At 49.3% G+C, this 11,697-nt stretch carries 12 protein-coding genes; 4 read left to right on the top strand and 8 right to left on the bottom strand.

The window, feature by feature from the left end; genetic code table 11:
• Positions 1 to 159: 159 nt before the first annotated feature.
• Both OGV85_RS22810 and OGV85_RS22805 read right to left on the bottom strand, forming a co-directional pair.
• Positions 160 to 738, bottom strand: a complete 579-nt coding sequence (locus OGV85_RS22810; protein ID WP_003835695.1) for a LuxR C-terminal-related transcriptional regulator — start codon at positions 736 to 738, stop codon at positions 160 to 162.
• Positions 739 to 1,354: 616 nt separating this feature from the next.
• The gene (locus OGV85_RS22805) at positions 1,355 to 2,530 is read right to left on the bottom strand and encodes a coiled-coil domain-containing protein (protein WP_061548170.1); all 1,176 of its coding nucleotides are present in this window, start codon (positions 2,528 to 2,530) and stop codon (positions 1,355 to 1,357) included.
• A 299-nt stretch (positions 2,531 to 2,829) separates the two neighbouring features.
• Here OGV85_RS22805 and OGV85_RS22800 point away from each other — a divergent pair, with 299 nt between their 5' ends.
• Both OGV85_RS22800 and pheP read left to right on the top strand, forming a co-directional pair.
• Entirely contained in the window at positions 2,830 to 3,915 is a 1,086-nt protein-coding gene (locus tag OGV85_RS22800) for a YncE family protein (protein WP_061548171.1), read from the top strand.
• Between the two features lie 146 nt (positions 3,916 to 4,061).
• The gene (gene pheP / locus OGV85_RS22795) at positions 4,062 to 5,456 is read left to right on the top strand and encodes a phenylalanine transporter (RefSeq protein WP_003021979.1); all 1,395 of its coding nucleotides are present in this window, start codon (positions 4,062 to 4,064) and stop codon (positions 5,454 to 5,456) included.
• Positions 5,457 to 5,510: 54 nt separating this feature from the next.
• Here pheP and OGV85_RS22790 read toward each other — a convergent pair whose 3' ends face one another.
• The 4 genes from OGV85_RS22790 to OGV85_RS22775 all read right to left on the bottom strand — a co-directional run bounded on the left by OGV85_RS22790 (position 5,511) and on the right by OGV85_RS22775 (position 8,542).
• Entirely contained in the window at positions 5,511 to 6,755 is a 1,245-nt protein-coding gene (locus OGV85_RS22790; RefSeq protein ID WP_003021981.1) for a mechanosensitive ion channel family protein, read from the bottom strand.
• A 64-nt stretch (positions 6,756 to 6,819) separates the two neighbouring features.
• The gene (gene nfsB, locus OGV85_RS22785; RefSeq protein WP_061548172.1) at positions 6,820 to 7,473 is read right to left on the bottom strand and encodes an oxygen-insensitive NAD(P)H nitroreductase; all 654 of its coding nucleotides are present in this window, start codon (positions 7,471 to 7,473) and stop codon (positions 6,820 to 6,822) included.
• A 119-nt stretch (positions 7,474 to 7,592) separates the two neighbouring features.
• A complete protein-coding gene (locus OGV85_RS22780; RefSeq protein WP_032948764.1) occupies positions 7,593 to 7,961 on the bottom strand; it encodes an MmcQ/YjbR family DNA-binding protein in 369 nt (122 codons plus the stop codon).
• Positions 7,961 to 8,542 carry a TetR/AcrR family transcriptional regulator gene (locus OGV85_RS22775; RefSeq protein ID WP_003021988.1) on the bottom strand — a complete coding sequence of 194 codons (582 nt, stop codon included), beginning with the start codon at positions 8,540 to 8,542 and terminating at the stop codon, positions 7,961 to 7,963. Before OGV85_RS22775 ends, OGV85_RS22780 begins: the two co-directional genes overlap by 1 nt.
• 189 nt (positions 8,543 to 8,731) lie before the next feature.
• On the opposite strand from OGV85_RS22775, the gene OGV85_RS22770 reads away from it, so the two are divergent.
• Both OGV85_RS22770 and OGV85_RS22765 read left to right on the top strand, forming a co-directional pair.
• On the top strand, positions 8,732 to 9,844 hold the full coding sequence (locus tag OGV85_RS22770; RefSeq protein ID WP_032948766.1) for an MBL fold metallo-hydrolase: 1,113 nt from the start codon (positions 8,732 to 8,734) through the stop codon (positions 9,842 to 9,844).
• Positions 9,845 to 9,861: 17 nt separating this feature from the next.
• Positions 9,862 to 10,203 carry a RamA family antibiotic efflux transcriptional regulator gene (locus OGV85_RS22765; protein WP_003021996.1) on the top strand — a complete coding sequence of 114 codons (342 nt, stop codon included), beginning with the start codon at positions 9,862 to 9,864 and terminating at the stop codon, positions 10,201 to 10,203.
• Between the two features lie 21 nt (positions 10,204 to 10,224).
• Here OGV85_RS22765 and OGV85_RS22760 read toward each other — a convergent pair whose 3' ends face one another.
• Positions 10,225 to 10,473, bottom strand: a complete 249-nt coding sequence (locus OGV85_RS22760) for a DUF1158 domain-containing protein (protein WP_008784044.1) — start codon at positions 10,471 to 10,473, stop codon at positions 10,225 to 10,227.
• Between the two features lie 67 nt (positions 10,474 to 10,540).
• Positions 10,541 to 11,659 (bottom strand): YbdK family carboxylate-amine ligase, encoded by a 1,119-nt coding sequence (locus OGV85_RS22755; protein WP_061548049.1) that lies wholly within the window; start codon positions 11,657 to 11,659, stop codon positions 10,541 to 10,543.
• Between the last annotated feature and the right edge of the window lie 38 nt (positions 11,660 to 11,697).

Raw genomic sequence — 11,697 nt, 5'->3', positions numbered from 1 at the left:
AATACGTTGAGTTGTTGGCTATGGTTGGCACGCGGATGTGCTACCCGGTAATGGATTTTGGAAATAGGGTTCCCTTCCGTGCGATGCGGAATTAAAAAAGCGAGTCGAAAGAAAACCTCTTTAAATAATAACCGTGATAATTGTCCTTAAATAAGTCAGTTACGGCTGGCTATAGTGGGAAATGGTGTACTTGAGCCGGGTGTTATTTTTGCCGAGTTTTCTGGCAATATTGCTTTTGTACGCCCCGATGGTTTTTTCACTTTTTTGTGATGCCCCGGCGATTTGTGTCAGTGACCATCCTCGGGCAAGCATCATCATTACGTTAAATTCGTTAGCTGTAATTTTTGTGTGTAGTTCTTTGATACTTTGTTGTTTTTTGTTTTGCGTGATACGTGTGACGGTCTGTAATAGCTGATCAAGGCTGGTGTCTTGATCGAGAAATTGCATGTTCTTCCCGCAAACGGTTTGAAAAATGGCAAAGGTAGCTTCATCTGCCAAAACAATAATTTTGGTGACAGGTCGTAAAGCCATGTTGCGGATAATCCTGGCATATTTTAAAAAATCTGATTTGTCAGGATTAATGATGATGCAATCCGTTTCATAAGGGAGCATTTTGACAGCAGAAAGTGTCTGGGAGGAGTAGTACGTGATATCAATAAATAATGATGAGCCACGTAGGATTTCTCGCATGCCTAGCCAAGGGTAAATTGAGTCACCCAAAAAAATAGCTTTTGACATAACGATCTCCTTGAAATTTTGGTGCAAGCAGTCGCCTCTTTTTTTAGGTTAAAAAAGAGTTTCTTGCGACGCGTGAAATGTTAATTAAATCTCGTATAACGTTCTGTGCTGTGAACGTATCCTTATTAATTCCAGATCAAACAGAAATTCTCTGTATTAATTAGAATCATTAACTATCCTTAAAGTGGATATTACACTTTGTTAAAATTTAAGATAAATCGTTTATTTCAGCTCTGAGTAAATGATTGATAGATTTCGCTTATGGATCGGGATAATAATAAGAAGGAGGTTTGTATAAAGGCAGGGTATTCCTAGGGTTAAAGAAAGGTATTTATATGTAATGGCTTTAATTTCAATAAGATACTCATTTTTCTTCATGGGATTAATTGAGGATAGGAGAATTCTTAATCCTGGCCAGGACGTAGGAGGTGGAAGGTTAGGAGAAGAGGGAAATATTGCCGAATTTACACCTATCGGCTAAAAATAGGATTATCCCAGATGATATTTCTACGTTAAAGCAATTTATTAGTGCTTTATCCTTTTTTGGTCTTTTTGTGCCTAATGTTGAAATCTGGCTTGCAGGTGTCATTTTGTCTTAATGCGCTAGCGATAGCGCTTAGCCCGCCAACAGCTCCTGCTCAACCTGTTGCACCTGTTGTTCCAGCGTATTGCGGATTTCCGTAAGCGCCCGTTGTTGATCGGAGAAGTAGGCCTCTTTATCTGTCACGGAGGTGGCAAGCCGCCAGGCGTTCTCCGCTTCCAGTTCGGTAATCTCTTTCAGCAGCGCGTTAATGTGTTCTCTGAGCTGTTGTATTTTGCTGCGTAAATGCTGCAAATCGTTCAATCGGTCACTCGCCATCATCGGTTCGAGGCCGCTTTGCAATTGAGTCAGTAGCGCCCGGACGGCGGCAAGATCGGCATTTTGACGTGCCTGGTTAAGCTGCACCATCATCTGATGCGCTTTCTCTTTCAGATCATCGGCTACCACGTCCGGGTGGCAAAGACGGCTGGCCTGACGCCACAGGCGTTTTAGCTCATTACGTTCATCAGAGGAAAGCCGCTGGTCACGGCTAAAACGATGCTGCGCATCCTGCTGCTGCTCCTGATATTCATCATATTCATGGCTGGCCTCTTCCTGTGCCTGACGGGTTGCGCTGTCGTCCTGGCGAGAAAAGTCGTTTTCCAACTCACGAATCTCCGCCAGCAGGGCGGTAATCAGTTCCATTTGTTGCTGAATACGTTGGCGTGTTTCCACCGATTCGCGCGAATCTGAATTCTGATTCATCCAGTGCTGCTTGAGCCTGGCCAGTTGATCAACAGCCTGGGAAATATAGTGCTGGCAGGATTGATAGTCTTTTTCCCGACGTTTTCGCTCCGCTTCCTGTTTGCGCTGGGCGCTGGCGGCGAGCTGTTTACGTAGTTCGAGAATGCGGCTCATCAGCGGTCCAAGACGAAGGTGATACAGATCGTTGAAATCATCGAGGATTTGAATGCGCGTGTTGCGCTTATCGATCAGGTCACGCAGCTGTGTTTCGAGCGCTTTGAGTTCCAGCTTACTGGCGGCAATGGCTGGATCCTGCCACGTAGAGACTGCCCGTTGAGATTGCAGCCAGGCCGAGATTTCACGCAGGGCATCACTAAAACGTCGTTCTTCGATCGCCTGCACAATGGTGCCAGGTACGACTGACAAAGGTTCATTTTTAAGATGCGCCACCTGCTGGAAAATAATCTCCTCATCTTCCAGTTCAATAGCGCTTTTGACGATTTCCAGTCGTTTGATGATCTTATTCATGACAGTCGTTGCCTGGCCTGGCTAAAAAACGAGTGGCTGAAGTACAACAGGTTCACCCGTTTGAAAATGTTAGAAAAACAGTAAAGCGCATTCTGTGGCCTGCGATGCCTTTTCGTCCAGAATAATTCACTGTAATTATGAAAAACCGGAAGTCGCGCGCACCTGTCTGCATCTTCAAACCTCTGTTTCATGTTTTTTACTCTCGGGTAATTATTCTTGATTCAGTAAAGATAATGCGTATAGTTCTCATTCTCCTTTGTTATTAGCTCTCTGTATTACTTCTGGTAAGGATCCCTACAATGAAAAAAACAACATCCGCGCTGGCATTGCTGATTGTTGCGGCGTTAAGCGGTTGTGCGCCGCATACCACGCCAGCCAGCAACGCCAGCGTTACGGAAAAAACAACGCAACCTGCCGTCACCGATGTACAGCAACGCGCGCTGGCGGCTGGGTTATATGAAATGGCGCTTAGCCCGGCAGGGGATGCGTTGTACGTTGCCAGCGCCGAAGGATTTAAAGATGTGCAGGGCGGTGTGGTTTACAAGCTGGATCCGAAAACGCTTAAAACGCTCGGTTTGAGTCATACAGATATGAAAAACTTTGGTATGGCTATCTCGCCGGACGGTAAAACGGTGTATGTCACCAACTCACTGGATGGCGGCCTGAGCGCGCTGAATACCGCTGACGGTAAAGTGAAAAATCGCGTATTGTTCCCGGAACGTAACCCAGAAGGGTTCCCGTACGGTGCACGTCAGGTTCTGTTGCATAACGGCTTGCTCTATATTGGCGCCGTGGCGGATCCGGCGGTGATTTGGGTGGTTGACGCTGAAACCCTGACACTGAAAACCCGCATTAAAAATACGGGTAAATGGATGACCGGACTGCATTATTCCGACGTGACGCAGCGAATTTATGCGGCTAACGGCGGCGGTGAAATTCTTGTCATCAACCCGCGTAATCAGCGTGTTGAGAAACGCTGGCAGCCGCTGGGGGAACAACCTGCGCTGCTGCTGAATATGGCAGAGGACGCGCAAACGGGTCGCTTGTTTGTTACCGACAACTCGAAAGCGAAGACCACCCTGGTGCTGGATATCCATACCGGTAAGCTGCTGAAAAAATTGGATGTGGGTGATTCGCTGGCGGTGAAATTCAACGCAAAACGCAACGAAATCTATATTACCCAGCGTGATTCAGGGAAATTACTCAGCCTGAATGCGACCGACTACAGTGTGAAGAAAAGCTGGGACTTACCGCCTAACCCCAACAGCCTGCTGCTCTCGGCAGATGGGCAAACCCTGTTTGTCACCGTGAAACAGAAATTTAATAAAGACCACTCCACCTCTGCGCCAGATAACGTGGTACGTATTGACCTGAATAAACAATAACAACTCGCCTTCTTTCTATTGTTTTTCTGCAGAGCCTCGGTGCGTTGGGCAAGGAAGCCCGGCGTATCCAATCGATTGCGCCTTGCGACAACCAGGTTGAAATGTTAAAAGAAGCCCCTTCAATAAAAACGACACAGGGGAAGGGCGTGAAAAACGCGTCAACTGCATCTGACACCAGCGTGTCTGATGCCGCGTCAACAAATGAGCCGACGCTTCAACGAGGGTTGCAAAACCGCCATATTCAGTTAATTGCACTGGGCGGTGCAATTGGTACGGGCCTGTTTTTAGGCATTGGCCCGGCTATTCAGATGGCGGGACCTGCGGTGTTACTGGGTTACGGTGTGGCCGGGATCATCGCTTTTTTGATTATGCGTCAACTGGGCGAAATGGTAGTGGAAGAACCCGTTTCCGGATCCTTTGCCCACTTTGCCTATAAATACTGGGGACCGTTCGCGGGTTTTCTGTCCGGTTGGAACTACTGGGTGATGTTTGTGCTGGTCGGTATGGCGGAACTGACAGCGGCCGGGATCTACATGCAGTACTGGCTGCCCGATGTCCCGACCTGGATTTGGGCCGCGGCATTCTTCGTGATCATCAACGCCGTCAATCTGGTCAACGTACGTCTGTATGGCGAAACGGAATTCTGGTTCGCACTGATTAAAGTGCTGGCCATTATCGGCATGATAGGTTTTGGCGTGTGGATGCTGTTTTCCGGTAACGGCGGGGAACATGCAAGCATCGATAACCTATGGCGTTACAACGGCTTTTTTGCTACCGGCTGGAACGGATTAATTCTGTCGCTGGCAGTGATTATGTTCTCCTTTGGCGGGCTGGAGCTTATCGGGATTACCGCCGCGGAAGCGCAGGATCCGCAGAAAAGCATTCCAAAGGCGGTAAACCAGGTGGTGTACCGTATTCTGCTGTTTTACATCGGTTCTCTGGTGGTGCTGTTGGCGCTATACCCGTGGGTGGAAGTGAAATCCAACAGCAGCCCGTTTGTGATGATTTTCCATAATCTTGATAGCAACGTGGTGGCTTCTGCGCTGAACTTTGTCATCCTGGTGGCTTCGCTGTCGGTGTATAACAGTGGCGTCTACTCTAACAGTCGTATGCTATTTGGTCTCTCGGTTCAGGGGAACGCACCGAAGTTCTTAACCCGCGTCAGCCGTCGCGGCGTACCGGTGAATTCACTGATCCTTTCCGGTGCTATTACGTCGCTGGTGGTACTGATCAACTATGTGCTGCCGCAAAAGGCCTTTAGCCTGCTGATGGCGCTGGTGGTGGCGACGCTGCTGCTGAACTGGATTATGATCTGCCTGGCACATCTGCGATTCCGGGCGGCGATGCGTCGCAAAGGACGTGACACACAGTTTAAAGCGCTGCTGTATCCAGCAGGGAACTACCTGTGTATTGCTTTCCTTGGCATGATCCTGGTGCTGATGTGTACGATGGATGAGATGCGCCTGTCAGCTATCCTGCTGCCAGTGTGGATCATTTTCTTGTTTGTGGCCTTTAAACTGCTGCGTCGTAAGTCCCGCTAAGTTTCTACCGATCTCATCCTGGTGATGAGATCGGTGATTTATCTATTCTGCAGATTAACGCTGAAACGCGCCAGACAGTGCGCGAATATCGTTTCCGGTAGGCGACTGATGAATGCGCAGGCCAAACTCTTCGACCACGGCAAAGATATGGTCGAAGATATCAGCCTGAATACTTTCATATTCCAGCCAGACCACCGTATTGGTAAAAGCATAAATTTCGATTGGTAATCCGTGATCGTCTGGCGCAAGCTGGCGCACCATTAACGTCATATCTTTGCGAATACGCGGGTGATGACGCAAATATTCGTTCAGATAAGCGCGGAAGGTACCAATATTGGTCATTTGGCGGTGATTCAATACCGATTCAGGCGCATCTAATTGCTGATTCCACTCGTTGATTTCCTGGTGACGCGTGGTCAAATACGGTTTCAGCAGGTGTGCTTTATGCAGTCGCTGACGCTCATCCTCATCAAGAAAATGGATACTGGTGGCATCAATGCTGATGCTGCGTTTAATTCTCCGACCACCTGAAGCCGACATTCCGCTCCAGTTTTTAAAAGAGTCTGATACCAGTGACCAGGTGGGGATCGTGGTGATGGTGTTATCCCAGTTGCGCACTTTGACGGTGGTTAAACCAATATCGATAACAGCACCGTCTGCACCGTATTTCGGCATTTCCAGCCAGTCGCCAAGCTTAAGCATGTCGTTGGCCGAGAGCTGTATTCCGGCCACCAGACCGAGAATCGGGTCTTTAAATACCAGCATTAGCACGGCTGCCATGGCACCCAGACCGCTTATCAGTATTGCCGGCGATTGACCTATCAGCAGGGAAATCATCAGGATCCCGACCAGGATGGCGGCGATCAGTTTGATACCCTGAAATATACCTTTTAAGGGTAATTGGGATGCGGCTGGGAGCTTTTGTGACAGGTTGAGAATAACGTCCAGCAGAGAAAACAGGGACAGCAGGGCGTACATCATGATCCACAGCTGTGCGCAAGTCACTAATATATCTGCCGCTTCACTGCCTTTTTGTAGCCAGAGTGTGGCCTGTATATTGACGATGATACCTTGCAGCGTAAACGCCAGGCGGTGGAATAATTTGTTCTGCGTGATAATTTGCAACCACAGACGGGAACTGGTGCTGGCGCGTTTTTCAAATGCGCGTAATACCACCCAGTGCAAAATAACGTGAACAATAATGGCGGTGATAAAAATAATGCCAAAAATCATCACCAGCGAAGTGGTGTGATTTATTTCAATGCCGAGTTCTTCTACCTGAGATATCAATTCCTGCATAACGTCTCCTTAATAAACAGCGGTCTATGATGACCGCTGTGTGGAGCTTATGCAAATGTGGGGACTAGACTTCTGTCAGCGTTGTTTCCAGCGGCAGACGGGATTTCGGCAGCGCGGCGTTGAAATCTTCTACGCTGTGATGACCCACCGGGACCACCACTACGCTGGTGAAACCTTTTTCTTTCAGACCAAACTCTGCATCCATCACCGCCGCATCAAAGCCTTCGATCGGCACTGCATCCAGACCCATTGCTGCAACGCCCAGCAGGAAGTTACCAACGTTCAGATACACCTGTTTTGCCATCCAGTGGTTGTCATCTTTCAGTTCTCTGCGATGCATATCAGCAAAGAAGGTACGACCTTTGTGGTTTGCAGCTTTAGCTTCAGGGGTGGCGAAGCGGCCATCGCTCTCTTCCTGATCCACCACGCGCTCCAGCCACGCGTCGTCCATCGCCGTTTTGGCGCAGAACACTACTACGTGGGAAGCATCCAGCATTTTACGTTCGTTGAACACAAAGCCGCCGGCTGCGGATTTGGCCACACGCGCTTTACCTTCATCAGTGCTGGCAACGATAAAATGCCATGGCTGAGAGTTGGTGCTGGATGGGCTAAACTGCAGCAGCGTTTTTAATTTTTCGGCCTGCTCAGCGGTCAGTTTTTTAGTCGGATCGAATGCCTTAGTGGAGTAACGTTTTAAGGCGACAGAAACAATATCCATAACTACTCCTGGTGGTTTTTTATACCCTGCGGGTACGTTTTGTTTCAGCAGGGTACAGGGTTAGCAGGAAAAAGATAAGACAGGAAAATGCAAAAACACTTATCGGGGTTAACGATAAATCAATCTGGACGCAGGCGTTTTTGATCCCGCTTCGGCAAGCCGTCAACGACGCGGTGCCAGGAATCATTCACCAGCTCTGCCAGTAATGACTCGGTAATGTCGTCGCCCGGATAGACCGAGATCCAGTGCTTTTTATTCATGTGATAGCCGGGTTTAATGCTGGGGTAGATCTGCTGGTTTAACAGTGATTTTTGCGGATCGGATTTCAGGTTAATAAGCGGACGTCCGCGAAGCTCCGTGACCAGCATAAAAATTTTACCGCCAACCTTGAAGACATCGTATTCCGGGCCGAATGGCCAGCAGTGTTCGGTAAAAGGCAGTTCGAGCGCAAGGCGTTTCGCACAGGTAGGCAGGGTTTGGCCGTCCATTATTGTTCCTCGCGGGTTAGAGCGCGCCACATCGCTTCAAATCCCATCGATATGTATTCCTTGGCCCGGGCAGAGTCTCGGGCAGCGAACTCCATGGTGGTTTCCGCCAAAGAGAGAAAAAGGCCATCGCCAAAGGCGCGATATTCGTCAGACATAAACTCAGGTCGTACGTAACGATGACAAAGATCGCGCAGTTCGGGGAACATATCGTCAGCCTGCTGTTCTGTTTCTTTGCTGATTTTCTCGCTAACGGCTAACTGGCGAATCGTGCGATGCCCACAGGTGTGGTTCAGGCCCCAGCTAATGTAGCTGTTCCAGATATAGTGAGTCATGGTTTTGGCATCGGTCACTGAGCGATCCAGATTTGCCATCATCGACTGACAGAGATCGTGCTTTAAAAAGAGGTAAAGCTCGTTGATCAAATCATCTTTGGTCGCGAAATAGCGAAACAACGTTCCCTCCGCAACACCTGCATTGCGGGCAATTACGGCGGTAGACGCCGCAATACCTGATTGTGCAAATGCTGTGGTTGCAGCTTCCAGTAATGCCAATTTTTTGTCTTCACTCTTCGGACGAGCCACTACACTTTACCCTTAAGTTGTAAAAAGCATGATTGAATCACGGCCTTTGCAGCACCGCAACGGTGAATGTCAAAGATTGAAAATCATCTTGACGGCGAACTTTCGATTTCTATAATGAGTGCTTACTCACTCATAATCAAGGGTCAGTCACGCAAACCAGCGGAAAGGGGGCGTGTTTAAGGTCAGGATATGAAGCGTCTCACAGTTTGTGTGGTTGTTATTATGCTCATTGGCGCAGCTGCAAGTTTACCGTTTTTACTCAATGCCGGGTTTGGTCAGGCACCGAAAGGGGCACAGCTGAGTCAGGTTGAACAGTCACCGCACTATCGTGATGGACAGTTTCATAACCAGGTGCCAACACCGGGCTATACCGGCAACAAAAGTATGCTGGCTGCCTGGTGGGAGTTTTTGGTCGCTAAGCGCGAAAATGCGCGGCCAGCACATCCGTTGCCATTGGTGGCGACCGATCTCGCCGGGTTATCTCCAGAGCAGGACACGCTTGTCTGGCTGGGTCACTCTTCGTGGTATTTGCAGCTGGCGGGTCAACGTATCCTGATCGATCCCGTGTTTAGCAACTATGCCGCACCGCTTTCATTCCTGAACAAAGCCTTTGCCGGTGATTATCCGTGGTCCGCACAGACGATGCCGGAGATCGATCTGCTTATTATCTCGCACGATCACTATGACCATCTGGATCTCGCCACGATCAAGGCGTTAATGCCGAAAATTAAGCGGGTGATTACGCCGCTTGGCGTAGGGTCACATCTGCGTTATTGGGGAATGCGCGGCGAGATAATCGACGAGATGGACTGGAATCAATCCATCAGAGTAACGGATTCGCTGATCGTTCATGCGTTGCCAGCCCGTCATTTTTCGGGGAGAGGCATCAAGCGCAATCAGACGCTATGGGCGAGTTTCATGTTTGAAACGCCGGAGCAGAACGTTTATTACAGCGGCGATTCCGGCTATGGACCGCATTTTAAAGCCATCGGCGAGCAGTTTGGCTCGGTTGATTTGGCGATTATGGAGAACGGCCAGTATGACCATGACTGGAAGTTTATTCACATGATGCCGGAAGAAACGGCACAGGCTGCGGTCGATCTGCATGCGAAAGCCGTTCTACCAGGGCATGCAGGTCGTTTCGTTCTGGCGAAACATACCTGGGATGATCCTTACAAACGACTGGCGCTTGCCAGCCGTCGTTACAATTACCGATTGCTGACGCCAATGCTGGGTGAACCGGTAATACTGTCCGAACCGGACCAACTGTTTACGGCCTGGTGGCAACAGGTGACTCAATGAATACAGGGGAGAGCATGATGACGATTTCTGCTCAGGTAATTGATACGATTGTTGAATGGATTGATGATAATTTGAATCAACCATTGCGCATTGATGATATTGCACGCCATGCGGGATATTCAAAATGGCACCTGCAGCGTCTTTTTATGCAGTATAAAGGCGAAAGCCTCGGGCGTTACATTCGGGAACGTAAGCTGCTACTGGCCGCGCGCGATCTACGCGATACCGACCAGAAAGTGTACGACATCTGTTTGAAATATGGATTCGATTCGCAGCAGACCTTTACGCGTATTTTCACCCGTACGTTCAGCCAGCCGCCGGGAGCTTATCGCAAAGAAAATCATAGCCGAACGCATTAACAGCAAAGGGTTCTCGCGGGTCTAATCCGCCAGCGAGAACCAGCGCCGCCAGATGAAGCGCAGCACCAAATATTCAATCACACCCAGCAGTAAAAACCACAGACAAAACAGCAAAGTATAAAACTGATTGAGATCCATCAGATGAAAAATGGCGACGAGTTTTTGCGCCAGCACCAGGCCAAGCGAGGGGGCGGGCAGCAGCAGGCAAGACAAAAAAGCCAGCAGCAGGATCCCTGCTACGGTCATCAGTGATTCAAGCGGGTGTTTCATAACATTGTTAAACTTGAGTTAAAAAGCCATTGTCCGGGATCTCTGCGGGCAACGCAAATTCCCACGCTCAAAGCCCGGCCCAAATCTCACAATGTTTTTTCACCAGACCACTCAGTGACCCGCCTTCGGCGACGAAGTCACGCATGTTTTGTGCTTCATCATGATCATTTTTAACCTGCAGGTGTATAGCTTCAATCGCGCTGGCCGCGCCCACTTTATCCGCAGGGACCGCAACATTCTCCAGTAGTCGCAATGTGTCATCTGACAGGCGACAACCGTCGCCGGTATTGACGTCGGTGATGATTCCCGCCATACCAAAGCGACAGGCCTGAAAACGATTGAATTTATACAACAGGTAATCACGCTCCTGGTGCTTGAACGGCCGTTTGGTGAGTAACCAGTGGGCGGTAGCCTGAATAAGCCCTGCCATATTGACCGCATGATCAAGGGTCAGTGGCGTATCCATTACCCGAACCTCTACCGTGCCAAAGTGCGGGCTGGGACGGATATCCCAGTGTAAATCTTTAATACTATCAATCATGCTGGTGTAAGCCAGTCGACGGAATAGCCCCTCGAATTCCTGCCAGTTATTCACCCATGGCATCGGGCCATTATCGGGAAATCCGGAGAATATATTCAGTCGCGCGCAGGCAAACCGCGTGTCGGACGTCTGCATATAAGGTGAAGCGGCAGAGAGCGCAATAAAATGCGGAACAAATCGCGACAGGCCGTGCAGAAGGTATATGGCATCGTCGCCGTTTGCGCAGCCGATATGCACATGCTGGCCAAATACCGTCGCCTGCTGAATAAGATAACCGAAATTTTCCAGGTTACGCCGATAGCGTTCGTCATCGCAGACTTCCTGACGTTGCCATTTTTGAAATGGATGCGTACCACCGCCACAAATGGCGAGGTGCTGCTCTGCAGCAACCCGCGTGATTATCTGCTGCATAGCGGATAATTCAGCACTCGCCTGGTCGATATTGCGACAAACTCCGGTCGCCATCTCCAGCATACTTTCCGTGATATCGTGCTTCACTTCTCCGGCGGTAAGCAGTGGCTTTACGGCGTCAATCAGCCGGGAAGAATCCTGACTCAGGTCGTAGCCCGGAGGATTGACCACCTGCATTTCCAGTTCAATGCCTAACGTGAAAGGGTCAGAAACATGAAAATCGGGAAGTGGCATAAGACTCTCTTCAGCGTTGATTTTTAATCAGTATAGAA

Source organism: Citrobacter sp. Cf132 (genome assembly GCF_030333885.1).
Lineage (GTDB): Bacteria > Pseudomonadota > Gammaproteobacteria > Enterobacterales > Enterobacteriaceae > Citrobacter > Citrobacter freundii.
The sequence above is the reverse complement of the archived record's forward strand: the minus strand, read 5'-3'. Positions and strand labels throughout refer to the sequence as shown.

Coding starts and splice junctions, on each gene's coding strand:
- OGV85_RS22810 (WP_003835695.1), bottom strand. CDS start 738: ATGTCAAAAGCTATTTTTTTGGGTGACTCAATTTACCCTTGGCTAGGC.
- OGV85_RS22805 (WP_061548170.1), bottom strand. CDS start 2,530: ATGAATAAGATCATCAAACGACTGGAAATCGTCAAAAGCGCTATTGAA.
- OGV85_RS22800 (WP_061548171.1), top strand. CDS start 2,830: ATGAAAAAAACAACATCCGCGCTGGCATTGCTGATTGTTGCGGCGTTA.
- OGV85_RS22790 (WP_003021981.1), bottom strand. CDS start 6,755: ATGCAGGAATTGATATCTCAGGTAGAAGAACTCGGCATTGAAATAAAT.
- nfsB (WP_061548172.1), bottom strand. CDS start 7,473: ATGGATATTGTTTCTGTCGCCTTAAAACGTTACTCCACTAAGGCATTC.
- OGV85_RS22780 (WP_032948764.1), bottom strand. CDS start 7,961: ATGGACGGCCAAACCCTGCCTACCTGTGCGAAACGCCTTGCGCTCGAA.
- OGV85_RS22770 (WP_032948766.1), top strand. CDS start 8,732: ATGAAGCGTCTCACAGTTTGTGTGGTTGTTATTATGCTCATTGGCGCA.
- OGV85_RS22765 (WP_003021996.1), top strand. CDS start 9,862: ATGACGATTTCTGCTCAGGTAATTGATACGATTGTTGAATGGATTGAT.
- OGV85_RS22760 (WP_008784044.1), bottom strand. CDS start 10,473: ATGAAACACCCGCTTGAATCACTGATGACCGTAGCAGGGATCCTGCTG.
- OGV85_RS22755 (WP_061548049.1), bottom strand. CDS start 11,659: ATGCCACTTCCCGATTTTCATGTTTCTGACCCTTTCACGTTAGGCATT.